The sequence below is a fragment of the Kitasatospora sp. NPDC093102 genome, assembly GCF_040683915.1.
Taxonomy (GTDB): domain Bacteria; phylum Actinomycetota; class Actinomycetes; order Streptomycetales; family Streptomycetaceae; genus Kitasatospora.
This window is the reverse complement of record NZ_JBFBFA010000018.1, coordinates 110,023-132,379: the sequence shown is the minus strand read 5'-3', so window position 1 is coordinate 132,379 and position 22,357 is coordinate 110,023. Positions and strand designations below refer to the sequence as shown.

The 22,357-nt window shown below is 73.5% G+C and carries 19 protein-coding genes and 2 pseudogenes; 7 read left to right on the top strand and 14 right to left on the bottom strand.

Going from position 1 to position 22,357, the window contains the following annotated elements; translation table 11 throughout:
- Positions 1 to 134: 134 nt before the first annotated feature.
- Together AB0O11_RS23065 and AB0O11_RS23060 are read right to left on the bottom strand one after the other, a co-directional pair.
- Positions 135 to 857 (bottom strand): alpha/beta hydrolase, encoded by a 723-nt coding sequence (locus AB0O11_RS23065; protein WP_363390042.1) that lies wholly within the window; start codon positions 855 to 857, stop codon positions 135 to 137.
- A gap of 231 nt (positions 858 to 1,088) precedes the next feature.
- Positions 1,089 to 1,895, bottom strand: a complete 807-nt coding sequence (locus tag AB0O11_RS23060; RefSeq protein WP_363390040.1) for an IclR family transcriptional regulator — start codon at positions 1,893 to 1,895, stop codon at positions 1,089 to 1,091.
- A gap of 326 nt (positions 1,896 to 2,221) precedes the next feature.
- On the opposite strand from AB0O11_RS23060, the gene AB0O11_RS23055 reads away from it, so the two are divergent.
- The 3 genes from AB0O11_RS23055 (at position 2,222) to AB0O11_RS23045 (ending at position 5,586) form a co-directional block, all read left to right on the top strand.
- Positions 2,222 to 3,532, top strand: coding sequence for an extracellular solute-binding protein (locus AB0O11_RS23055; protein ID WP_363390038.1), 1,311 nt, complete (start codon positions 2,222 to 2,224; stop codon positions 3,530 to 3,532).
- Between the two features lie 177 nt (positions 3,533 to 3,709).
- On the top strand, positions 3,710 to 4,687 hold the full coding sequence (locus tag AB0O11_RS23050; RefSeq protein ID WP_363390036.1) for a sugar ABC transporter permease: 978 nt from the start codon (positions 3,710 to 3,712) through the stop codon (positions 4,685 to 4,687).
- Positions 4,688 to 4,707: 20 nt separating this feature from the next.
- Positions 4,708 to 5,586, top strand: coding sequence for a carbohydrate ABC transporter permease (locus AB0O11_RS23045; protein ID WP_363390034.1), 879 nt, complete (start codon positions 4,708 to 4,710; stop codon positions 5,584 to 5,586).
- A 151-nt stretch (positions 5,587 to 5,737) separates the two neighbouring features.
- On the opposite strand, the gene AB0O11_RS23040 is transcribed toward AB0O11_RS23045, so the two are convergent.
- From AB0O11_RS23040 to AB0O11_RS23030, 3 genes are all read right to left on the bottom strand, one after another.
- Positions 5,738 to 6,349, bottom strand: a complete 612-nt coding sequence (locus AB0O11_RS23040; RefSeq protein ID WP_363390031.1) for a hypothetical protein — start codon at positions 6,347 to 6,349, stop codon at positions 5,738 to 5,740.
- Positions 6,350 to 6,507: 158 nt separating this feature from the next.
- The gene (locus AB0O11_RS23035) at positions 6,508 to 7,266 is read right to left on the bottom strand and encodes a VOC family protein (protein WP_363390029.1); all 759 of its coding nucleotides are present in this window, start codon (positions 7,264 to 7,266) and stop codon (positions 6,508 to 6,510) included.
- 114 nt (positions 7,267 to 7,380) lie between these two features.
- The gene (locus AB0O11_RS23030) at positions 7,381 to 8,022 is read right to left on the bottom strand and encodes an alpha-ketoglutarate-dependent dioxygenase AlkB (protein ID WP_363390027.1); all 642 of its coding nucleotides are present in this window, start codon (positions 8,020 to 8,022) and stop codon (positions 7,381 to 7,383) included.
- A 61-nt stretch (positions 8,023 to 8,083) separates the two neighbouring features.
- Here AB0O11_RS23030 and AB0O11_RS23025 point away from each other — a divergent pair, with 61 nt between their 5' ends.
- Both AB0O11_RS23025 and AB0O11_RS23020 read left to right on the top strand, forming a co-directional pair.
- On the top strand, positions 8,084 to 8,701 hold the full coding sequence (locus AB0O11_RS23025; RefSeq protein ID WP_363390025.1) for a hypothetical protein: 618 nt from the start codon (positions 8,084 to 8,086) through the stop codon (positions 8,699 to 8,701).
- Positions 8,702 to 8,796: 95 nt separating this feature from the next.
- Positions 8,797 to 9,315: a universal stress protein gene (locus tag AB0O11_RS23020; protein ID WP_363390022.1), complete on the top strand. Its 519-nt coding sequence runs from the start codon at positions 8,797 to 8,799 to the stop codon at positions 9,313 to 9,315.
- Positions 9,316 to 9,322: 7 nt separating this feature from the next.
- Here AB0O11_RS23020 and AB0O11_RS23015 read toward each other — a convergent pair whose 3' ends face one another.
- From AB0O11_RS23015 to AB0O11_RS22975, 9 genes and pseudogenes are all read right to left on the bottom strand, one after another.
- A complete protein-coding gene (locus AB0O11_RS23015; protein WP_363390019.1) occupies positions 9,323 to 10,942 on the bottom strand; it encodes an amidohydrolase in 1,620 nt (539 codons plus the stop codon).
- Positions 10,939 to 11,796, bottom strand: coding sequence for a PaaX family transcriptional regulator C-terminal domain-containing protein (locus tag AB0O11_RS23010; protein ID WP_363390016.1), 858 nt, complete (start codon positions 11,794 to 11,796; stop codon positions 10,939 to 10,941). The genes AB0O11_RS23015 and AB0O11_RS23010 overlap by 4 nt, the downstream gene beginning before the upstream one ends.
- 141 nt (positions 11,797 to 11,937) lie before the next feature.
- Positions 11,938 to 12,690 (bottom strand): Asp/Glu racemase, encoded by a 753-nt coding sequence (locus AB0O11_RS23005; protein ID WP_363390013.1) that lies wholly within the window; start codon positions 12,688 to 12,690, stop codon positions 11,938 to 11,940.
- A gap of 34 nt (positions 12,691 to 12,724) precedes the next feature.
- Positions 12,725 to 13,618: a fumarylacetoacetate hydrolase family protein gene (locus AB0O11_RS23000; RefSeq protein ID WP_363390010.1), complete on the bottom strand. Its 894-nt coding sequence runs from the start codon at positions 13,616 to 13,618 to the stop codon at positions 12,725 to 12,727.
- A 17-nt stretch (positions 13,619 to 13,635) separates the two neighbouring features.
- Positions 13,636 to 14,763: a cupin domain-containing protein gene (locus AB0O11_RS22995; RefSeq protein ID WP_363390008.1), complete on the bottom strand. Its 1,128-nt coding sequence runs from the start codon at positions 14,761 to 14,763 to the stop codon at positions 13,636 to 13,638.
- Positions 14,760 to 15,731: a carbon-nitrogen hydrolase family protein gene (locus AB0O11_RS22990; RefSeq protein ID WP_363390005.1), complete on the bottom strand. Its 972-nt coding sequence runs from the start codon at positions 15,729 to 15,731 to the stop codon at positions 14,760 to 14,762. Before AB0O11_RS22990 ends, AB0O11_RS22995 begins: the two co-directional genes overlap by 4 nt.
- Before the next feature lie 9 nt (positions 15,732 to 15,740).
- Complete coding sequence (locus tag AB0O11_RS22985; protein ID WP_363390002.1) at positions 15,741 to 18,125, bottom strand: FAD-dependent monooxygenase; 2,385 nt, start codon at positions 18,123 to 18,125, stop codon at positions 15,741 to 15,743.
- Positions 18,122 to 18,493 (bottom strand): annotated as a pseudogene (locus AB0O11_RS22980) (thioesterase family protein); the annotation flags it as partial. The gene AB0O11_RS22985 and the pseudogene AB0O11_RS22980, both read right to left, overlap by 4 nt.
- A 57-nt stretch (positions 18,494 to 18,550) precedes the next feature.
- A pseudogene (locus AB0O11_RS22975) lies at positions 18,551 to 20,149 on the bottom strand (AMP-binding protein); the annotation flags it as partial.
- A gap of 312 nt (positions 20,150 to 20,461) precedes the next feature.
- Here AB0O11_RS22975 and AB0O11_RS22970 point away from each other — a divergent pair.
- Together AB0O11_RS22970 and AB0O11_RS22965 are read left to right on the top strand one after the other, a co-directional pair.
- Entirely contained in the window at positions 20,462 to 21,721 is a 1,260-nt protein-coding gene (locus AB0O11_RS22970) for a histidine kinase (RefSeq protein ID WP_363389999.1), read from the top strand.
- Positions 21,706 to 22,353, top strand: coding sequence for a response regulator transcription factor (locus AB0O11_RS22965; protein ID WP_224283848.1), 648 nt, complete (start codon positions 21,706 to 21,708; stop codon positions 22,351 to 22,353). Before AB0O11_RS22970 ends, AB0O11_RS22965 begins: the two co-directional genes overlap by 16 nt.
- The last annotated feature ends 4 nt before the right edge of the window (positions 22,354 to 22,357 follow it).

Genomic DNA, 22,357 nt, shown 5'->3' with positions numbered 1-22,357 from the left:
GGACCCTGTCTTCATGCCCGGGTTGCCGCAGGATCACTCGACCGGGAACCCTCGTTCGAACGCCAAGCGAACCACTCGGTACAACAACGGCTCCTTAGAAACCGCCCCCGCAGGCGGGGGTTTGAAGACGGACCCTAGGACAGTCCGGCCGCCTCGGCGAGGACGGCGGCGGTCCGCCGGCCTGCCGCCAGGGTGCCGGCATCGGTGGCCGGGAGGCAGCGGCGGGCCTCGGGCCGGTAGGTGGTCATCACCACACCGGCGTGGTCGGTGGGGAGTTCGAGGGTCCGTACCGCCGACATCTGCTTCGTCAGAGCAGCGCTCAACTGCCGGGTGTGCTCGATGTCCACGGTCTCGTCCGCCGTGCCGTGGACCAGCCGGAGCGGGACGGGGGAGGGGCCGGCCGCCAGGTGGTCGAGCGGGGCTTCGCCGGTGGTGACGGCCTCGGTCGAGTAGCGGGAGGCGATGCCGACAGCGGCGACGGGGCGCAGCTCGGCGGGGGTGTCGGGGTGGGTGGCCACGGCGATCGCCTCGCGGCCGCCCATCGACCAGCCGGCCAGGACGAGGCGCGTCGGGTCCCCGTCGTACCCGGCGGCGATCCGGCGGGCCTGGGCCAGCGAGGCGAGCAGTTCGGCACTGCCGCCGTCCGGCTGCTCGGCGCTCCAGTCCGGGACGAGCACCAGCAGCCCCAGCCCGGCGGCCTCCCGGGCCAACGGGCGCAGCACGTCACGCTCGTTCGGACCCCTGCCGTGCCAGAGCAGTACGACGGGAGCCGGCCCGGCGTTGCCGGGCGCCGGAAGGTGGATGTCCGTCAGCCGACCGGCGGCGTACGGAACCGTCTGAAGCCGAGCGCTCGTCATTCGGGATTTTCCTCCGATTCGGTGAATGATCACGGAGCTGGTACTGTACTTCTCGTTGCGAGGGAGTGATTCCTCCTCAGGCGTCAGTGGTGCTACCAGAGCACGTCCTACTTTCAGTAGGAAGAGTCCGTGCGACCCGGGCCTGGCGCTCCGATGTCGGACAGGGTCCGGCGCCATGGAACTGGCGCCGGGCCCTTTTCGCATGTCCGGGAGCGGGGATCGGCCGGGAGTTCAGGACGGCTGGCGGTCGGAGCCCAGTTCGCGGGAGATCCGCAGGCCGACCTGGGCGACCACCGGGCCGAGGGCGCGGACCCGGGCGGCGGTCATCCGTGAGGTGAGGCCGGAGACGGACAGCGCGGCGGTCACCTCGCCGGTGTGGTCGAAGATCGGGGCGGCGACGCAGCGGACCTCGGGCTCGTTCTCGCGGTCGTCGATCGAGTAGCCGCGGGCGCGGACGCGGGCGAGGTCGGCCCGGAGCCGGGGTTCGTCGGAGATGGTCCAGGCGGTCACCGGGCGCAGGCCCGCCGCGACCACCTCGGCGACGGCCTCCTCGGGCAGCCAGGCGAGGATCGCCTTTCCGGTGGCGGTGCAGTAGGCGGGGGCCCGGCTGCCGACCCGGGAGGCCATCCGGACGTTGGTCTCGTCCTCGACCTTGTCCAGGTAGACGATCCCGGGGGCCTGCCAGACGGTCAGGTGGACGGTCTCGCCCGCCTCCCGCTGGAGCCGGCGCAGGTGTTCGGCGGCCACGCTGCGCAGGTCGAGGGTGGTCAGGTAGGCCTGACCGAGCCGCAGGGAGCCGTGGCCGAGCCGGAACCAGCCGGTCTCGCGGTCCCGGTCGAGCAGGTGCTCGTCCAGCAGGGGGCCGGCCAGCCTCAGCACGGTGCTCTTGTTGAGGCCGAGTCCGTCGGCGAGCTGGGCGAGCGGGACGCCGCGCCCGTCGCTGTGGTCGCGGACGTAGCCGAGGACGGCGAGCGCGCGGCGCAGCGAGGAGGACTGGTTGCGTTCGGTCGCGGGCTTCTTGGGCGCCGTCTCCGTCATGGGTCCGTTTCCTGGTGTCGTTCTGCCGGTGTTCCCCCGCAGGTCGGCGGCGGTTGTCAGAACGTACCCGTTCGCAGCCGGATCGCCGCATCTTCGATACAACGTTGTGCAGTGCAAAACTTTCACCAACTCCCTCTTGTTGGCGCCGATCGCGCCCGCCTAACGTCCCTGCCATCGAGCAGGCGACGTCGCCCCACCCGAGCGCTGCGCCCTGCCGTACCCCCACCACTTCACCCACCATCGGCCCCGGTCAGGGCCTGCTTCGACGTGCCCGTCCCCGGCGGCGGACGTCTCGGCGGCAGCTGTCGGGAGGGGAGGTCTCCACCATGCGACTCATCGGACGGACCGCCGCAGCCGTCGTGCTCGCCGCCGGCTGCCTGGCCGCCACCGCCTGCGCCCCCGGCACTGCCTCGCCGGCGAGCGACAAGGCCGCCGACGACCGGACCGGCACGCTGCAGGTCTGGCTGTACAACGAGGCGGGCAACGCGGCCAAGGAGGCCGTGGTCGCCAAGGCCGTGACCGAGTTCCAGGGCTCCCACCAGGGCGTCACCGTCAACGTCAGCTACATCGACACCGACGCCTCGGCCCGCGCGGCCAAGATGAAGGGCGCGTTCAACGACCCGAACAGCGCCCCCGACCTGGTCGAGTTCGGCAACACCGACCTGCCCGGTTACGTCGCCGCCGGCGGCCTCGCCGACATCACCGCCGACCTGGACAAGTGGCAGGACAAGGGCGACCTCGACCCGGCGATCGCCAAGACCGCCGTGGTCGACGGCAAGACCTACGGCCTGCCCTGGTGGGTCGGCGTGCGCGCGCTGTACTACCGCACCGACCTGTTCACCGAGGCCGGCCTCACCCCGCCGACCTCGTACGCCGAGCTGGTCGCCGCCAACCAGAAGATCCGTGCCGCGCACCCGGACACCTTCGGTATCGCCGTCGGCGGCAAGTACACCTTTGCCGCACTGCCCTTCGTCTGGGACGCGGGCGGCGACATCGCCACCAAGGACGGCTCCAAGTTCAAGGCGGCGATCGACTCGCCCGCCTCGCAGGCCGGCATCAAGCGCTACACGGATCTGTTCGGCGCGGACGGCTGCCCCGCCCAGCAGTGCGCGGACCTGACCGGCGGCAAGACCGTCGACCTGTTCGCAGCCGGCAAGTCGGCGATGGCGGTACTGCTCAACTCCAACCGCAGCAAGGTGGACGCGGGCGCGGTCAAGGGCAAGTACGGCGTGGTGCCGCTGCCCGGGGAGAAGCCCGGCTCGATCGCTCCGGCCTTCGCCGGCGGCAACAACCTGGGCGTGATGAAGGCGGCCAAGCACCGCACGCTGGCCGTCGAGTTCGCCGAGCTGCTGGCGAGCCCCACGTACCAGGAGCAGATGTACGACGCGATGGGCAACCTGCCGACGCTCAAGTCCGTCAGCGGCAAGGTCGCGGCGAAGGACGCGTTCCTGAAGCCCTTCACCGACACCATCGCGGCCGGTACCAGGTTCGTCCCGCTCGACCAGGCGTGGGCGCAGATCGACGCCCAGTCGGTGATCCCGACGATGCTCCAGCAGGTCGTCACCGGCAAGGCGGACGTGGCCAAGGCCTCGGCGGACGCCGCCGCGCAGATCTCCTCGGCCTTCGCCGCGCACTGACGGCCGACCGCCCGCCACGGGCACCGAGCCCACGGGCATCGCGTCCGCCGGCACCGAGCCCACGGGCATCGCGTCCGCCGGCACCGAGCCCACGGGTACCGAGCCCAAGGGCGCCGCGCCACCGGCCGCGTACGGACGGCCCCCCTCCCGGTTCGTCTCAGAGAGCAGGTCCCGCACGTGTCCGTACCCACCTCGACCGCCCCGGCGCCGCCTTCCCCGCAGAGGCGCCGTGGGGGCAGGGCGCCGGCCGCACCCCCGGGCGGCCGGCGCCGGCGGCCCCCGCTGCTGCTGCTCCTGCCGGCCGCGGTCATCCTGATCCCGCTGGTCGCCTACCCGATCTACCAGCTCGGCCTGCTGTCCGTCCTGGACTTCGGGCAGGCCCAGGCCTCCGGCGGCGCCCCGACCTCCTTCGTCGGCTTCGGCAACTACACGAAGATCCTGGAGGACCAGCAGTTCTGGACGGTGCTGTTCCAGACCATCGGCTTCGCCGCGTTCTGCGTGGCCGCCACCCTGGCCGTCGGGGCCACCCTCGCGGTGCTGCTCACCAAGGTCGGCCGGTGGCCGCGGCTGGCGCTGACCACCGCGGCGATGGCCGCCTGGGCGGCGCCGGCGATGACCGGTTCGACGGTGTGGAGCTTCCTGTTCGACACCAACCTCGGCCTGGTCAACCACACCCTGGAGGGCCTCGGGTTCTCCGGCTTCCACGAGTTCAACTGGTTCTACGACAAGTGGACGGCGTTCCTGATCGTCGGCGCCGTGGTGGTGTGGCACTCCTACCCGTTCGTGATGGTCACCCTCTACGCGGGCATCCGGGCCATCCCGGAGGAGATCATGGAGGCGGCCGCCCTGGACGGCGCCAACACCTGGACCACCTTCCGCCGGATCACCGCGCCGATGCTGCGGCCGATCCTGACCATCGTGGTGATCCAGTCGGTGATCTGGGACTTCAAGGTCTTCACCCAGATCTACGTGATGACCGAGGGCGGCGGCATCGCCGGCCAGAACCTGGTGCTCAACGTGTACGCGTACCAGAAGGCGTTCGCCTCCTCGCAGTACGGGCTGGGCGCGGCGATCGGCGTGATCATGCTGCTGATCCTGGTGATCCCGACGGTCCTGTATATCCGCACCCTGCGACGGACGGGGAACGAACTGTGAGCCCGGCGAACCCCCTTGCCGTGAAGCCGGCCCGGAACACCCGCGGCCTCCGGAACACCCGCGGCCGGTGGCGCCTGGCCGCCAACACCGGCGCGATCGTGCTGGCCGTGGTCACCGCCTTCCCGATCTTCTGGATGGTGCTCTCGGCCTTCAAGCCCAAGGGCGAGATCCAGTCGCTCGACCCCAAGCCGTGGACCGCTCACCCGACGCTGGAGAGCTTCCGGCAGGTGCTCAGCGTGGACGGCTTCGGCCGCTACTTCGTGAACAGCCTGGTGGTCGCGCTGTCGGTGGTGGTGCTGTCGGCGATCGTGGTCTTCCTGGCAGCGGTGGCCGTGACCAGGTTCCGGTTCAGGTTCCGCACCACCATCATGGTGATGTTCCTGATCGCCCAGATGATCCCGGTCGAGGCGCTGACCATCCCGCTGTTCTTCATGTTCCGCGACGCGGGACGGTTCGCGCCGGGCATCGGCCTGAACACCCTGGCCTCCCTGGTCCTGGTGCAGCTGGCGTTCTCGCTGCCGTTCGGGATCTGGATGATGCGCGGCTTCGTCGCGGCCGTCCCGGTCTCGATCGAGGAGGCGGCGCAGATCGACGGGGCGAGCCGGACCCGCATCCTGTGGCGGATCCTGCTACCGCTGGTGGCGCCGGGCCTCGCCGCGACCAGCGTGTTCTCCTTCATCGCGGCGTGGAACGACTTCGTCTTCGCCAAGACCTTCATCATCAGCGCCACCCAGAACCAGACGTTGCCCTCGGCACTGCTGGTCTTCTTCAAGCCGGACGAGAACGACTGGGGCGGCATCATGGCGGCGTCCACGCTGATGACCGTGCCGGTGCTGATCTTCTTCATCGCGGTGCAGCGCAAGCTGGTCTCCGGGCTGGCCGGCGCGGTGAAGGACTGACGCCCGCCGGTGCGGGGCAACCGGGAGTCCCGTCGCCGCCCGGGACTCCCGCGGTCGTTCGGGGGCGGGCTGCCCGGAGGTCGTCCGGGTTCTGCGGTTCACGGGCTCAGTGGGCGGGCTCAGCGGTTCAAGGGTTCAGCCGTCCAGCGGCTCAGGAGACGAAGCCGACGATGTCGGCGCCCTTCCGGTGCTGTGCGAGCCGGAGCCAGCGGACGATCTCCGCGACGGCCTCCGCCACCTCGCGCTCCGGCGCAGGGGTGCGGCCCGCGCGCTTGGCCTGTTCGAACCGGTCCAGTGCCTTCCGGCAGTCCTCGGACGGCCAGGTGCTGCAGGACGGCACGTCGCAGTGGGGCAGTTCAGCGGGAAGCCCGCCGCCGTGCTGGAAGTCCGCGACCGAGACGGCGGTGATCCCGTACGCCTTCAGGCCCTCGTCGACCACCTCCAGCCAGTTGCCCCGGAACGGGCCGAAGGAGTCGACCTCCAGGGGCTGCCCGACCAGCCAGCACAGCCGCCGGTACGCGAAGGCGTACTGGAAGGCGTGGTCCTCGCTGTCGGAGAAGGGCCCGCCGTGCACCACGGCGCGCAGCGCCTCCAGGGCGGTCGGGGCGCCCTGTGCGATCTCGTCGGCGAAGTGCTCGTCGGACCTGTCCAGGGACGGGCCGAAGTACGCGAGGGCCTCGTCGACCGCCCCCTCGTTGCCGCTGCCGACGCGGGCGCGGAGCTCCGCGGGGTCGACCAGGTACGCGCGCAGGAAGGAACTCATACCAGCACGGTAGCGGTCGCAACGGACGGCCGGTTCGGCGGGGCCGTTCGCCACCGGGTGCGGGGCGCTGGCGAACCGGCTTGCCGGAAAGGAAAGTTGACGGACCGGCAGGGATGGCGCCGGCTCCGCGGGCAAGGGGGTGCCCCGGCGGTCCGGGCTCAGGCGGCCGCCGCGGAGTCACGGGCCGGGACGGCGACCAGCACGAACTCCGCGCCCGCGTCGTCCCGGGCCAGCGCGGTGCGGCCGAACGGCGCCGGCTCCGGCCCGGTGACGACCGTGCCGCCGAGGGTGCGCAGCCGGTCGGCGGTGCGGTCGGTGTCCTCGGTCGCGAAGTGCGCCAGCCAGCGGGCGTCCGCGCCCGCGCCGGAGGGGCCGATGCTGCACGCGGGGAGGCCGGCCACCCGGGCGAGGGCGCGGCCCGCCCGCGGCCGGTCGTAGCTGTAGCCGAAGGTCCGGCGGTAGAAGGCCCGGGCGGCGCCGGGGTCGGGGGAGAGGTGTTCGTTCCAGGCGAGCGTGCCCGGCTCGTCGACCAGGCCGGCGCCGTCGATGGTGCCGGCCTGCCAGAGCCCGAAGCGCGCGCCGAGCGGGTCGACGGCGAGTGCGGCGCAGCCCTGCTCGGGCACCTCGTGGGGCTCTCGGGCGAGGTGCCCGCCGGCGGCCCGGACGACGGCGAGGGTGCGCAGCGGGTCGGGGCAGGAGAGGAAGGTGGTCCAGACGGCGGGCGGGTCGCTCGGCCGGGCCCGTTCGACGGCCGCGACCTGGGCGCCGTACCGGGTGGCCACCGCCTCGGCGGGGCCGGTCGGGACGAACTCCCAGCCGAACAGCGCACCGTAGAAGGCCTGTGCCCGTGCGGTGTCCGGCGTCGTGAGCACGACCCAGCACGGGACTCCGGCGCGGTAGATGCCCGGCTTCGGCATGCGGCCCTCCTGGCGGGCCCGGTGTCCGGCGCCTGGTGTTCGGCGCCCGGTGATGAGCGCCACCGGCCCCACTCGCCAGCCTCCGCGCCCGGCGGGTGCGCGGCAAGCGGGGGATCAGGACACTCCGTGCGGCCGGAACTGGATGCTGATCCGCGGGCCCACCGGGCGGGCCGTCTTGGGGATCGCGTGCTCCCAGGTGCGCTGGCAGGAGCCGCCCATCACCAGCAGGTCCCCGTGACCGAGCGGGTGGCGCACGACCGCCGCGCCGCCGGACCGGGGCCGCAGCGCCAGGGTGCGCGGCTCGCCGACGGAGAGGATCGCCACCATGGTGTCCTCGCGGGCGCCGCGCCCGATCCGGTCGCCGTGCCAGGCCACGCTGTCCCGGCCGTCCCGGTAGTAGCAGAGGCCGAGGGTGCGGAACGGCTCGCCCAGCTCCTGGGCGTAGTGCCGGCTCAGCGCCGCCCGGGCCAGGCCGAGCACCGGGTGGGGCGGCTCGGCCTGCGACGGGTAGGAGGCCAGCAGACGCGGGACGTCGACCGTCCGCTCGTACATCTCGCGGCGCTCGGCCCGCCAGGGCACGGTGGTGGCCAGCTGTTCGAACAGCTCGTCCGCCCCGTGCAGCCAGCCCGGGAGCAGGTCCAGCCAGGCGCCGTTGCCGAGCGGCAGCCGGCGCACGTCGTCGAGCGGGCCGAGGTGGATGCCGCTGCGGTCCGCGTCGTCGAACAGCGAGGGCTGGAGGTGGACGGTGCCGTGCATGGGGCCAGCGTACGCCGTCATTCGAACATGTGCTCGAACTGAAAGGTCCTAGGCTTTCGACATGGCGATCAACGGCTTCGGGGTGACCGAGTTCCAGCTGGTGCTGCTGCGCCGGATGGCCGATTTCCAGCCCGGGCTGGTCGAGGAGGCGGTGCGGCGGCTCGGCGCCACCCGGACCTCGATGCGGGAGGCCAACAAGCGCTGGCAGGCGATGGTCCGCGTGCCCCGCTTTCCGCGCGGTGCCGCCCGGTACGCCGCCGTGCTCGGGCCGGCCGAGGTGAGCACGCCGCGCCGGATCGGGGACCTCGCCTGTGTCGCGCGGCAGTGGGCGCTGCCGCTCTGGCCCGAGCTGCGCTTCGAGGTCCTGTTCGGTCCGGCGGAGACCGGCGGGCCGCTGCTGAACGAGTGGCTGGTGCGGGCGGCGGGCGCCCCGGTGCCCGTGCTGCGCACGCTGGCCGACCTCGCGCCGTGGAGCTGCGTGGTGGGCGACGTGGGGGCGGCGTTCCCGTCCGCCGTGCCGCGTGAGGGGAGTGCGCCGACCAGGTTCCGGCTGGACTTCGCGGCACCGGACGCCGACGGGCGGCTGCGTCCGTGCGAGGCCGACTTCACCTGGGGACTGCTCCAGGAGGTCCGACCGGTGGACGGCCGGGGCATGGATATGCCGAGCGATGCAAGGTGATATTCAGTGAACGCCTTCGATTTGCAGGTCAAGTGGCGACTATGGCAACCTAATCGCAGACATTGAAGAGTTCTGGCATCGGAAAGCGAAGGATCATGTCGGACGGCGCCCGCGTCATCGTCGGAGTCAGCGGTTCACTGCACAGCCTGACCGCCCTGCATCGGGCGGCCGAGGAGGCCCGGGCCCGGCAGGCCGTCCTGGTCCCGGTGCTCGCCTGGACGCCGGTCGGCGGCGAGCGCAACTACCGTGCCCGGCCGTGCCCGCCGCTGCTGCGGGCCTGGCAGGAGATCGCCGAGGCGCGGATGGCGAGCGCACTGGAGCAGGCCTTCGGCGGCCTGCCGATCGGCGTGCCGGTGCGGCCGCTGGTGGTGCGCGGCGAGGCCGCGGCGGTGCTGACCGGGCTCGCCGACCGTCCGGGCGACCTGCTCGTGGTCAGTACCGGCGAGCAGGGCGGCCTCCGGGCCCGGACGCGTGGGCTGATGCGTCGCTCGGTCACCCGGCACTGCCTGAAGCAGGCCCGCTGCGGGGTGCTCGCCGTCCCGCCGTCCACGCTGCACGAGGACCTGCGCGCGCTGCATCGCGGCATCGACCTGCGGGAGCTCGCCGCGGCCTGACGGTTCGTCAACTGCTGTGCTTAGTAAGCCCACCCACCACCGTGCGGGTGGGGCGCAGTGCGCGCAGCGCGTCCACCGGGCAGTCCAGCGGATCGAGCGGCCACACCGTGAGGTCGGCGAAGGCCCCCGGCCGCAGGCTGCCGCGCACCGCGCTCTCGCCGGTCAGCCGGGCCGCGTTCACGGTGTGCAGTGCGACCGCCTCGGCCCGGCCGATCGCGTGCTCCGGGCCGATCACCCCGGCTGTGGTGCCCCGGGTGGTCATGCCCCACACCGACACCATCGCGCCGTACGGGCCGACCGGGAAGTCCGAGCCGCCGGTGATCAACGCGCCCTCGTCCAGCCACTCACGCAGCGGGAAGAGCGCGGCAGTGCGCTCCTCGCCCCACGCCCGCTGCTGGGTGAGCGCGCCGTCGTGCAGCAGCGGATGCTGGACCGTCACCGGGATGCCGAGCGCGATCGCCCGGGCCCGCTGCTCGGGGCGGGCCAGTCCGCCGTGCTCGACCACCAGCGTGCCGGGCAGCAGGCCGGGGCGTCGCTCGACCACCTGCTCGAAGACGTCCAGCAGCACGCGCAGCCCGCGGTCGCCCCAGGCGTGCACCCCGACCCGCCAGCCCCGTCCGACCACCCGGTCCACCGCCGCGAGCAGCTCGGCCGGCTCCCAGAGCAGCCGGCCGTGGTAGCACGGCTGCCCCTGGTACGGCTCCTCCACCGCGCCCGCCTCGAAACCGCCGTCGATGCCGAACTTGACGCCCCAGAGGCGTAGTCGATCGTCGTCCCGGCCGGTGGCGCGCCATTCGTCCATCCGGTCCAGCAACGCGTCCACCTGCTCCGGGGAGCGGGCGGCGAAGCCGGAGACCAGCGCCCGGACCCGGACGGCGAGGGCGCCCTCGGCCCGGGCGGCGTCCAGCACCGCGAGGTCCTCGACCGGGACCAGGCAGTCGCGGACGGTGCCGATCCCGGTGGCGGCGAAGTCGGCGGAAGCGGCGCGCAGTCCCTCGATCCGCTCGGCGAGGGTGGGGCGCGGCAGCACCCGCTCGACCAGCTCGACCGCCCGGTTGACCAGCCGGCCGGTGAGCCGCCCGTGCCCGTCGCGCTCGATCACGCCGCCGGGCGGCACCTCGGTGGACTCGGTGATCCCGGCCAGCCACAGCGCGGCCGAGTTGAGCACCATGTTGTACGCGCCGCGACGCACCAGCACCGGGTGCTCACTGGTGGCCGCGTCCAACTCCCCGGTGGTGGGCATCCGTTGCTCGGCCAGCAGCACCTCCTGCCAGTTGACGGTGGTGTGGATCCACTCCCCGGCGGGGGTGCGGGCGGCGCGCTCGCGGATCAGCCCGAGGAACCCGGCGAGGTCACGGGCCCGGTGGACCGGTACGCCGTGGACGCTGTGGCCGGCCAGGATCAGATGGGTGTGGGTGTCGTCGAAGGCGGGCAGCACGGTCGAGCCCGGGGCGTCCACCACCTCGGTGGCCGGGCCGATCAGGGCGTCCAGCCCGTCGGGCACGGGGGAGAGGGCGGTGATCCGGCCGCCGGTGACGGCGATCGCCCGGCGGGGCGGCTCGCCGGGCACCAGGGTGTGCACTGCGGCGGCGCGGATCAGCAGGTCGGCGGGGGTGTGCTGGTTCACGGCCGCTCCTCGTGCGGTGCCGGGTCCTGCGGCACCAGACCGGTGACTTTCTCGACGTACCGGAGGCTGGGCTCGGCGAGCAGTCCGTGCAACTCGGTGAACACCGCCCGGGCCGGCACCGCGTTCCAGCCGGCGGGAAGCAGCTGTGCGGGCAGCCCCGGGTCCAGGTACGGCAGCCGGCGCCACCGGGTGAGCATCGGCACGTAGTCGCGGAACGCCTCGGCAGGGTCGACCGCGGACCGTCCGCGCAGCTCCTCGGCGGCCGGGCGCCAGGCGTCGGCGAAGGCCGCGTACTGCGCCTCGATCGCCGGGAGGTCCCACCAACTCGCCACCGCGGTGGGGAGATCGGCGAAGCCGGCGTACTCGGCGGAGAGGAACAGGTGGACGTAGGCGCTCAGCCCGAGCCGGTCCAGCAGCCGACGGGCGTCCGGCAGCAGCCGGGCGGGCGCCAGCCAGACCCCGGGGGCGGCGTTGCCGAAGCCGAGCCAGCTCAGCCGGGAGCGCAGCTGATGGCGGTGGGCGCGGGCGGACTCGGGCACCGAGAAGACCGCCACCACCCAGCCGTCGGCGAGTTCGGCGGGCTCCAGGCTGTGGAAGATCCGCCGGTCGCCCTCCTCGAAGACCGGCTCCATCGCCCGGGCGAGCCGGTAGCCGGTCCCCGAGCGGCGCTCCTGGAGGAGGGTGCCGGCCTTCTTCAGCCGGGACGTCGCCGAGCGGACGGCGGGGCCGTCGACGTCCAGCTCGGCCAGCAGCGCGATCAGGTCGGCGATGGATATCCAGCCGCCGAGGCGGCGGACGAACTCGCCGTAGACGGTGTGGATCAGGGAGCTCGGCCGGGGTGTGCTCTCGGACATGCGCGGGCCCTCCTCCCGGCGACTGGTGGCGATCATAACGAGAGTGCCGGTCCGGGGGCGCGGAATCCTGTGCTTCCGAGGCGGCCGGGCGGCCAGGGCGGGTCCGGCAGTTCCCGCGCGGCGCGGACTGCCGGACCCGCCCTATGCGTAGGCGCCGGAGAGCAGGTGTCCGGCCCCGGGGGCGAAGGCGGGCAGGCCGAGGGCCCGCAGGAGCTGGTGGGCGGTGCAGACGGCGGCCGAGACCACCGGTTTGCCCAGTTGCTGCTCGGCCTCCTCGACGGCGGACAGCGAGGGCAGCTGCACGCAGGCCGAGAGCACCACCGCGTCCGCCTCGGCGTACGCGAGAGCGCGGGCGATCGCGGGCAGCCGGGCCGGGTCGTGGGCGGCGACGTCGAGGTTGTCGGCGATCTCCAGGGCGGCGTGGTCGAGCACCTCGATGCCCTCCGCGGCGAGGTACTCGACCACCGTCCGGGCCAACGGCCGCAGGTACGGGGTGACCATGGCGACCTTCGCGGCCCCGAGCTCGCGCAGCCCTGCGACCAAGGCGCCGGCGCTGGTGACCACGGGCGCGGGGGCGCCGTTCTCGACGGTGCGCAGGTGCAGCCGCCGCTCGGCCTCGCGGTGGTAGCCGGGGCCGGTGGCCATCACGGCGACCAGGCAGGCGTACCCGATCACGTCCATCCGGGCGTCCGAGAGCTCGGTGGCGCAGCGGTCGGACTCGGCGTCCATGGCGCGCAGTTGCTCGGGGGTGACCCTGGTCATCCGCATCCGGCTGGAATGGAACGTGAACCGCTCGGGGGTGACCGCCTCGCGGGCCCGCAGCAGGGCGGGGACCTCGGTCTCCATGGTGACGTTGGAGCTCGGGACGATCTGGCCGATCCGGTAGGTGATCATCGGTTGCGGGCCCCCTTCGATGGGCGTCGATCGGTCAGCGGGCGTCGACCACCGGGTTGGCGAGCGTGCCGATCCGTTCGATGGTGGCCTCGACCAGGTCGCCGGGCCGGAGGAACTGCGGGGGCACCATCCCGGCGCCGACGCCCGAGGGGGAGCCGGTGGCGATCACGTCGCCCGGTTCCAGGGTGACGCCGGAGGAGATGTCGGCGATCAGCCGGGCGACGCCGAACAGCATGTGGCGGGTGTTGGAGTCCTGCCGCAGCTCGCCGTTGACCTTCAGCGAGAGGTCGAGCCGTTGCGGGTCGGGGATCTCGTCGGCGGTCACCACGACCGGGCCGAACGGCGCGTAGCTGTCCTGGCCCTTGGAGAAGAACCACTGGCCGGAGCGGCGCTGGTCGCGGGCGCTGATGTCGTTGACGATGCTGTAGCCGAACACGTGCCGCAGGGCGTCCGCCTCGTCCACCCGGAAGGCCGGTGCGCCGATCACCACGGCGAGTTCGCACTCCCAGTCGAGCTGCTTGGTGAGGTCGGCGTTGTGCAGGATGGGCCCGCCCGGGCCGGTGACGGCGGTCGAGGGCTTGCCGAACAGCACCGGACGGTCGGGCAGTTCGCGGTCGGTGTCCAGGGTGCGGTGCGACTCGGCCACGTGCTCCACGTAGTTGAGGCCGACGCCGACGATCTTGCCGGGGCGCAGCGGCGCGCACAGCGAGACCTCGGTGAGCGGCCTGGTGGCCGGGGCCCCGGCGAGCAGTTCGCGGGCGGTGGCCAGGGCCGGCCCGCCGGTGCGGATCAACCCCAGGAGATCGGTGGGAAGTCGGGCGCCGGCGGCGGTGGCGAGGGCGGTCAGGTCGGCGACCCGGTCGCCGTCGAGCCGGGCGCCGAGTCGCGGGGTGTCGGCGCCGTCGGCGCGGAAGGTCAGCAGGTGCATGGCGGTGGGGCTCCTGGTCAGGCGGTGGTGGTGGGCTGGTGCCCGTCCGGGTGGGCCTCCTCGCGGTGCAGGCCGAGCGAGTGCATCACCGGGAAGTCGTCGAAGGAGAACAGGCAGGCGTCCTCGCCCTGGTCGAGGTTCTCGTGCTCGTGCCAGGCCCAGGACGGGACGACGAAGATGTCCCCCTGCTGCCACTCGAAGCGCCGGCCGGCGATCACCGAGGCGCCACGGCCCTTGGCCGCGGTGTACACCACCGAGCCGGTGTGCCGGTGGGCGCGGGTGGCCTGGCCCGGGCGCAGCAGTTGCAGGTGGGCGGACATGGTCGGCATCACCGGTCCGCCGGTGACCGGGTTGGTGTACTCCATGATCACGCCGTCGTAGGGCGATCCCCCGGTGGCGCGGGCGAGCCGGCACAGCGCGTGGTAGCTGGGTTCCCAGGGCCAGCCGAACAGCGGCGAGTAGGGCCGGGTCCACTTCTCGACGCCGTACGGCAGCAGGTTGCCGCCGTAGCTGAGCAGCGAGGAGCCGATGACCGGCCCCGGCCGCTGGTACAGCTCCGGGTGGACCTCGTAGAAGTTGGCGTCGAGGGTGTTGACCAGCGGGATGTCCAGGCCGTCCTGCCAGATCACCGGCGCGTCGTCGGCCTCGTTGCCGTGCTCGTGCCAGGTGTTGTTCGGGGTGATCGCGAAGTCGCGCGGGCCGACCTTGAGCTTCTGCCCGTCCACGACGGTCCAGGCGCCGGTGCCCTCGTGGACGAAACGCAGCGCGGAGGCCTGGTGGCGGTGCGCGGTCATCGCCTCGCCGGGGCCCATGATCTGCAGGCCGGTGTACAACAGGCCGACGGCGGCGCTCAGTTCGCGGCGGCCGGGGTTCACCAGCATCACCACCCGGCGGCCGGCGTCGTCGGCCTTCACCAGCGGCAGCGCCTTGCGCACCAGCGGGCGGAGGTCGGCGTAGCGCCAGAGCACCGGGACGGACCTCGGCTGTGGGTACCAGGGTTCGATCTCGTTCGCGACCGTCCACAGGGCACCGGCCTCGTGTTCGGCCAACTCCTCGTAGTAGGCGAGCAGTTCCGGGCTGTCGGTGACCCTGGACCGGCCGATCCGGTCGTCGTCGTGCTCAGGGGAGCGTTCGGGGCCGGTCATGCGTCCTCCTCGGGGAACACCAGCGGCCGCAGCGGACGGTTGTCCACGTGCAGCCGGAAGACGTCGAAGCGGTTGTAGTGGCCGACGATGTCGTGCATCTGCTTGGGCTGGATGCAGCGGCCGAGGTCGATCTCGGCGTAGACGATGCCCTCCTCGTCCACCAGCGGTTCGGTGACGGCGCGGCCGTCCGGGCCGAAGATCCCGGACAGGGCGCTGTGCGGGCGGGCGAGCTGCTTGCGGACCTGCGGGTCGTCGCCGGAGAGCAGGTCCACCATCTCGGGCGAGACGGTGGAGCAGGAGACGACGGAGAACACCTTGCCCTCGAAGCAGTGCGCGGCGGTGCGCAGTGCGATCGAGTCCGCCATGTCGTAGTCCTCCGGGCCCACCGGCAGCGCGATGTAGCAGGCGGCGTGGACCAGTTCGCCCTGTGCCAGCAGGGTGAAGCGGGCCAGCGGGTTGGTGTTCTCGCCGCAGGCCAGCGCGCCGAGCGGGCCGACGGTGGTCGGGTGCACCGTGAGGGTGCTGCCGTCGCCCTGTGCCCAGGTCAGCTTCTCGGCCCAGGTCGGCACCAGCTTGCGGTGCACACTGAGCAGTTCGCCGTTCGCGTCGATGATCAGCAGGGTGTTGTACAGCAGCCCGAGACTGTGCCGGCCGCGTTCGTTGACGCCGATCACCAGCACCACGCCGGCCTGCCGGGCGGCGGCGCACAGGGTGTCGACGTACGGGCCGGGGACGTCCACGGCGGCCCGGTACAGGCGCTCGTACCAGGGCGAGCCCTGCACCGGGTTCATCGTCCAGTTCCAGTACGGGTAGCCGGGCACGAAGACCTCGGGGAAGACCACCAGTTCGGCGCCGTGCCGGGCCGCCTCGTGGATCAGCGCGACGGCCTTGTCGACGGTGGCGGCCGGGTCCAGGTAGACCGGGGCGGCCTGGACGGCGGCGGCGGTGAAGCGGGGCAGGTGGGGCATGGTTCCTCGTCACTCCTCGGGAGGGGGCGGTGACCAGCGGCGGTGGACGGGCGCGGGCGGCTCGCGCAGCAGGTGCAGGCGCGGGGCGACCCGGTCGGCGTTCGGGCCCGGCGGTTTGCGGCTGCCCGCCCGCCAGGGCTCGGGCCAGCGGGCACCCGGCCCGGTGTGGCCCCGCTCGGCGGCGGCGTGCAGCGTCCAGAGCGGGTCGTACAGGTGGGCCCGGCCGACCGCGACCAGGTCGGCCCGCCCGGCCAGCAGGACGGAGTCGGCGTCGTCGTACCCGGAGATCGCGCCGACCGCGACGGTCGGCAGACCGGTGGCGGTGCGGACCAGCTCGGCGAAGGGTGTCTGGTAGCCGCGCCCGTACGGTGGCCGCTGGTGTGCCACCACCTCGCCGGTGGAGACGTCCAGCGCGTCCGCCCCGGCCGCGGCGAGCGCGCGGCAGATCGCCACGGCCTCCTCCTCGGTGGTGCCGCCGGGCGCCCAGTCGCTCGCCGAGATCCGCACCAGCAGCGGCCGTCCGGCCGGCCAGACGGCGCGCACCGCCGTCAGCACCTCCAGCGGTAGCCGCAGCCGGTGGGCCAGCGGGCCGCCGTAGTGGTCGGTGCGGTGGTTGGTGAGCGGGGAGAGGAAGGAGGAGAGCAGGTGGCCGTGGCCGAACTGGAGCTCCAGCACGTCGAAGCCGGCCCGGGCGGCCCGCTCGGCGGCGGCCGCGAAGTCCGCGGTGACGGCGGCCGATTGGATGTCGTTCGCCTCGTGCGGCACCGGGCTGTCGGCGTCCCAGGGGATGGCCGAGGGGGCGATCAGTGGCCAGCCGTCGGCGAGCGGGCGCCCGATGCCGTCCGGGCCGGGAGCGGTGGACGCACCCCGGCGGCCGGCGTGGGTCAGCTGGATGCCGAGCGGGGTGTCGCTCACCGCCCTGACGGCGTCGCGGAGTTGGCGCCAGGCGGCCTCCTGGTGGTCGGTCCACAGGCCCGGGCACCGGTCGGTGGCCCGGCCCTCGGGACTGACCGCGGTCATCCCGGCGAGCACCAGCCCCGCGCCGCCGAGCGCGTGCCCGGTCAGCTGGGCCCGGTCGAAGCCGCTGGGCAGCGCGTCGGGGGAGGTGAAGGTGGCGAGCGGGGGCACCACGACGCGGTTGCGCAGCTCCAGCGCGCCCAGCCTCAGTGGCCGGAACATCGGCGGTGTCCCGGGCGAGCCGCCGAAGGCGGTGTCCACGGCGTCCACGAAGGCCGGGTCGCGGGCCCGCAGGCTGCCGTAGGTGACCCTCCGGCTTCGGGTGAGCAGGTTGAAGGCGAACTGGTCGGCGCCCTGTCCGGCCCGCCGCCCGATGGTCTCGAACCACTCCAGGCTGGCCTGCGCGGCGCGCTGGGTGGACTCCACCACCGGGCGCCGCTCGGCCTCGTAAGCCGCCAACGCCTCCTCCAGGGTGGGCTGTTCACTCAGCGCGGCGGCCAGGGCGAGGGCGTCCTCCAGGGCGAGCTTGGTGCCCGAGCCGATCGAGAAGTGCGCGGAGTGCGCGGCGTCGCCGAGCAGGACCACGTTGCGGTGGCGCCAGCTCGCGTTCCGCACCGTGGTGAAGCGGATCCAGCGGGAGGCGTTGGGGATCAGCCGGTGGCCGTCCAGGTGCCCGGCGAGCAGCTCCGCGCAGCGCCGTACGCTCGCCAGGTCGCTCTCGCCGCGCGCCGGCTCCCGTGCGGCGAGGGCCTCGAAGCCCGCGCGGCGCCAGGCGTCCGCGGCCGCCTCGACGATGAAGGTCGAGCGGGTGGCGCTGTACGGGTAGGCGTGTACCTGGAGGACGCCGAAGTCGTACTGCTCGACGATGAAGGTGAAGGCCTCGAAGACCTTGTCGGTGGCCAGCCACATGTAGCGGCAGTGGCGCTCGTCCAGTTCGGGGCGGAAGCTCTCCGGGTGGGTGGCCCGGGTGCCGGAGCGGATGCCGTCGGCGGCCACCACCAGGTCGTACTCGGCGGCCAGCCGGTCGACCGGCGGGGCCGGGGTGCGGTAGCGCACGTCCACCGCCAGCTCGGCGCAGCGCTGTTGCAGGATGGCGCGCAGCCGGTTGCGGTCCAGGGCGGCGAAGCCGTGGCCGCCGCTGGTGCGGACCTCGCCCGCGTAGCGGATGTCGATGTCGCTCCAGCGGGCGAACTCGGCGCTGATCGCGGCGAAGACGCGCGGGTCGGCCCGGGCGATGCCGTCGAGGGTCTCGTCGGAGAAGACCACGCCGAAGCCGAACTCGTCGTCCCGGGCGTCCCGTTCGAAGACCGTGAGCTCCCGGTCGGGTGCCAGCTGCTTGGCCAGGGCGGCGAAGTAGAGCCCGCCGGGGCCGGCGCCGATCACCGCGATCCGGCGGGCTGTGGAGGTGGCGGCCTCGGCGGTGGCGGCCTCGTTCATGCGACCACCTCGGGCTGCTGGGGCCCGGCCTCCGCCAGGGTGCGGCGGACCTGTGCGGGCCACGGTTCGGCACCCCCGGCGTGCGGCGCGGCGTGCACCACCGACATCTGCCCGCTGGCGGCCAGCCCGTGCGGGCCGTGCACCTCGAAGGCGTAGTGCAGCGAGGAGCCGCCGACCCTGACCACCCGCAGCTCGGTGCGGACCAGGTCGCCGAACCAGAGCCGCTCGCGGTAGTCGGCCTCGAAGTGCACCCGGGGTATCCGCCCGAACAGCTCGGCCAGCCCGAGCCGGCGCAACAGGGCCGCCTCCGCCGCCTCGGCCCAGCGCTGCACGGCGGAGAAGTGGTAGTGCCCGGCGGCATCGGTGTCGGACCACTCCACCCGGCGCTCGACGGTGACGCTGGCCGGGGTCAGTGCGGCCCGCCGGCGCAGCTCGGCGCGGTGCAGCTTGCCGGTCGCGGTGCGCGGCAGCTCGGGCACGAACTCGACCGTCCGTGGGTACTTGTACGGCGCGATGGTGCGCTTGACGTGCTCCTGGAGCGCGTGCGCCGTCCCCGGCACGGCCGGCACGCCCGTGCGCAGGACCACGTACGCCTTGACCACCGCGCCGCGCCGCTCGTCCGGCGCGCCGACCACCGCGCAGTCGGCCACGTCGGGGTGGGCGGCGAGCGCCTGTTCCACCTCGGGTCCGGCGATGTTGTAGCCGGCCGAGACGATCATGTCGTCGTTGCGTGCCCGGAACCAGAAGTAGCCGTCGCTGTCCCGGACGTAGGTGTCGCCGGTGACGTTCCAGCCGCCGCGGACGTACTCCAGCTGGCGCTCGTCGTCCAGGTAGCGGCAGCCGGTCGGGCCCTTGACGGCGAGCAGCCCGGGCTCGCCGTCCGGCACCGGGCGGCCCTGCCCGTCCAGGACCGTGGCCCGGTAGCCGGGGACGGGCCGGCCGGTGGATCCTGGGCGGCTGTCCTGGTCGGTGGCCGAGACGAACACGTGCAGCAGCTCGGTGGCGCCGATGCCGTCGATCAGCCGCTGTCCGGTGGCCGCGTGGAAGGCCTGCCAGACGGCGGCGGGCAGCGGCTCGCCCGCCGAGACGCAGCGTCGCACCCCGGCCAGCCGGTCGGCCAGCCCGGCGGCCAGGATCGCCCGGTAGGCGGTCGGTGCGGTGAACAGCACGCTCACCCCGTGCCGGCGGACCTGCTCGGCGAGCTGTTCGGGGGTGGCCTGTTCCAGCAGCAGGCTGGCGGCGCCTGCCCGCAGGGGGAAGACCAGCAGGCCGCCGAGGCCGAAGGTGAAGCCGAGCGGCGGGGTTCCCGTGAAGAGGTCCTCCGGGGTGGGGCGGAGCAGGTGCCGGGAGAAGGTGTCGGCGATGGCGAGCACGTCACGGTGGAAGTGCAGGGTGGCCTTGGGACGGCCGGTGGTGCCGGAGGTGAAGGCGATCAGCGCGACGTCGTCGGCGGCGGTCGGGACGGCGGGGAAACCGGCGGGCTTGGCGGCGCAGCGGGCGGTGAGGTCCTCGGGGCCGGTGCCGCCGTAGCGTAAGACGCGCAGGCCGGGGGTGTGCGCCCGCTCCAGCTCGTCCAGGAAGCGGTGGTCGCACAGGGCGAGGACCGGGCCGGCGATGCCGTGCAGCTCGGTCAGCTCGGCGGCCCGCAGCAGCGGCATGGTGGTGACGGCCACCCCGCCGGCCTTCAGCACGCCGAGCCAACAGGCCGCCAGCCACGGGGTGTTGGGGCCGCGCAGCAGGACCCGGTTGCCGGTGACGAGGCCGAGCTCCTCGGTCAGCAGACGGGCGATCCGGTCGGCGTGGTCGCGCAGCTCGCCGTAGGACCAGTGTCCGGTGGGGGTGAGCAGGCAGCGGCGGTCGGGGCCGAGGCGTTCGATGGTGTCGTCGATCAGGGCGGCGGCGCAGTTCAGGCGGTCGGGATAGGCCAACTCCGGGAGTTCGAAGAGGAGTTCCGGCCACTGCTCGAAGGGCGGGAGGTGGTCTCGACAGAACGTGTCCACGTGCGCTGAGGGGGAGAGCTCCATGGGCGGGCACCTCATCGTGCGAGCGGGGAGTGAGGCCAGTATGGCGCGTCGGTGACGTGAGTCAAGAGAGCGATACATGCATTCGGGCGACGGCCCCGCCGGCGCTCCCCGGGTGGCCCGGCTCCCCGCCGGTGCCCGCTGCGGCCGGGTGGCGCGGTCCAGGGCTTCGACGACGGGCAGCGCCGGGGCGGCCGGTATGGGCCTGGACCCACGACGGGGTGGGTCCAGCCACACCCCTCGGCCGACCCGGGCAGCGACGGGCTCCGCGGGGTGCAGAGTGGGAGCATCGAACGAAGAGCGAGGGGCGGGGACGTGAGACAGGCGGTTTCATGGGTCGAACGCGTGGGGGTGGGGTTCGTCCGGGCGTGCGCGGTGGCGGCCGTCACCCTGCTGATCCCGATGGTGTGGGCCGCCGCCGTGGCCCTGGGCATCTGGTGGGGCCCGGCCAATCCGTGGTCGTGGCTGCTGCCCGTGGTGCTGGTGGGCGCGGGCACGCTCGCCCTGGCCCGTCCGGTCTGCCGGGCGGTCCGCTTCCTGGTCGAGCGGTGGACGGGCACCGCCGTCCCGGCCGGCTACCGGACGGCCGGGCCGGTCACCCGGATGTCCACCGGCCACTGGTGGAACGGGTACGCGTACGAGCGCAGCCGCCGGGACGCCGTCATGGACCAGGCCTGGCGGATCTGGTGGAGCGACCCGGCCACCTGGCGTGACCTGCGGTTCACCGGGATCGCCCCGTTCGCGGCGGGCCTGGCCGCGGTGCTCCCGCCGGCCGCGGTGGCGGTGGCGGTGCTCGGACTGCTCCGGCCGGAGCCGGTGGCCCGGGTGGTCGGGGTACTCGCCGCGGTGGCGGTCGTCGCCGTCGCCCCGTACGCCTGGCGGCTGACGGAACCGGTGGCCGTCCGCTTCCTCGGCCCGTCCGCCGCGATGCTGCTGGCCGAGCGGGTGGACGAACTTACTGCGCAGCGGGCGGATGTGACGGTCGCGCAGGCCGCCGAGATCCGCCGGATCGAGCGGGACCTGCACGACGGCGCGCAGGCGGGGCTGGTGGCGCTCGGACTCTCGCTGGCGACCGCCGAGAAGCTGATGGAGACCGACCCCGAGCGGGCCAGAGCACTGATGCGGGCGGCGCGGGCAGGGGCGGCGAGCTCGCTGGCCGAACTGCGGGACCTGGTCCGGGGCATCAACCCGCCACTGCTGAACGAGCGTGGGCTGGTGGACGCGGTCCGCTCGCTCGCCCTGAACAGCCCGCTCGACGTCGTGGTCGCCGCCGACGGGCCGTTCCGGCTGGAGCCGCCGATCGAGTCCGCGGTGTACTTCGGGGCCGCCGAACTGCTCACCAACGCGACCAAGCACGCCCGGGCGACGAGCGTGCGGATCACCATCGCGCACAGCAGGACGGGCGTCGTGGTGGAGGTCCGGGACGACGGCCGCGGCGGTGCGGTGACGGGCAGTGAGGGCGGGCTGGCCGGACTGCGCCGCCGCCTCGCGGTGTTCGACGGCACCCTGGAGCTCACCAGCCCGGCGGGCGGTCCGACCTGTGCGACGATGGTGGTGCCATGCGAATCGTCGTAGCCGAGGACCTCTACCTGCTGCGGGACGGAATGGTCCGGTTGGTCGAGGCCTACGGGCACGAGGTGGTGGCGACGGCCGCCACCGGCCCCGAGACCCTGGACGCCCTGCTGACCTGGCGCCCGGACGTCGCCGTCGTCGACGTCCGGATGCCGCCGACCCAGTCGGACGAGGGCCTCCAGGCGGCCCTCCACGCGCGCCGGGCGGTGCCCGGACTGCCGGTGCTGATCCTCTCCCAGCACGTGGAGCAGCTGTACGCCCGCGAGTTGCTGGCCGACGGCGCCGGCGGCATCGGCTACTTCCTCAAGGAGAGCGTGTTCGACGGTGAGCAGTTCGTCGACGCCCTGGAGCGGGTGGCGGCGGGCGGGACGGCCATGGACCCGGCCGTGATCGGCGCGCTGGTCTCCTCCGCCCCCTCGAACCGGCGGCTCGACCGGCTCACCGGGCGTGAGCTGGAGGTGCTCGGCCTGATGGCGGAGGGGCTGTCCAACCAGGCCATCGCGCAACGGCTGTTCCTCAGCGACAGCGCGATCGGCAAGTACACCACCTCGATGTTCGGCAAGCTCGGGCTCACCGACGACGAGAACGGCAACCGGCGGGTGCTGGCCGTCCTGGCCTACCTCAACAAGCCCTGACCGC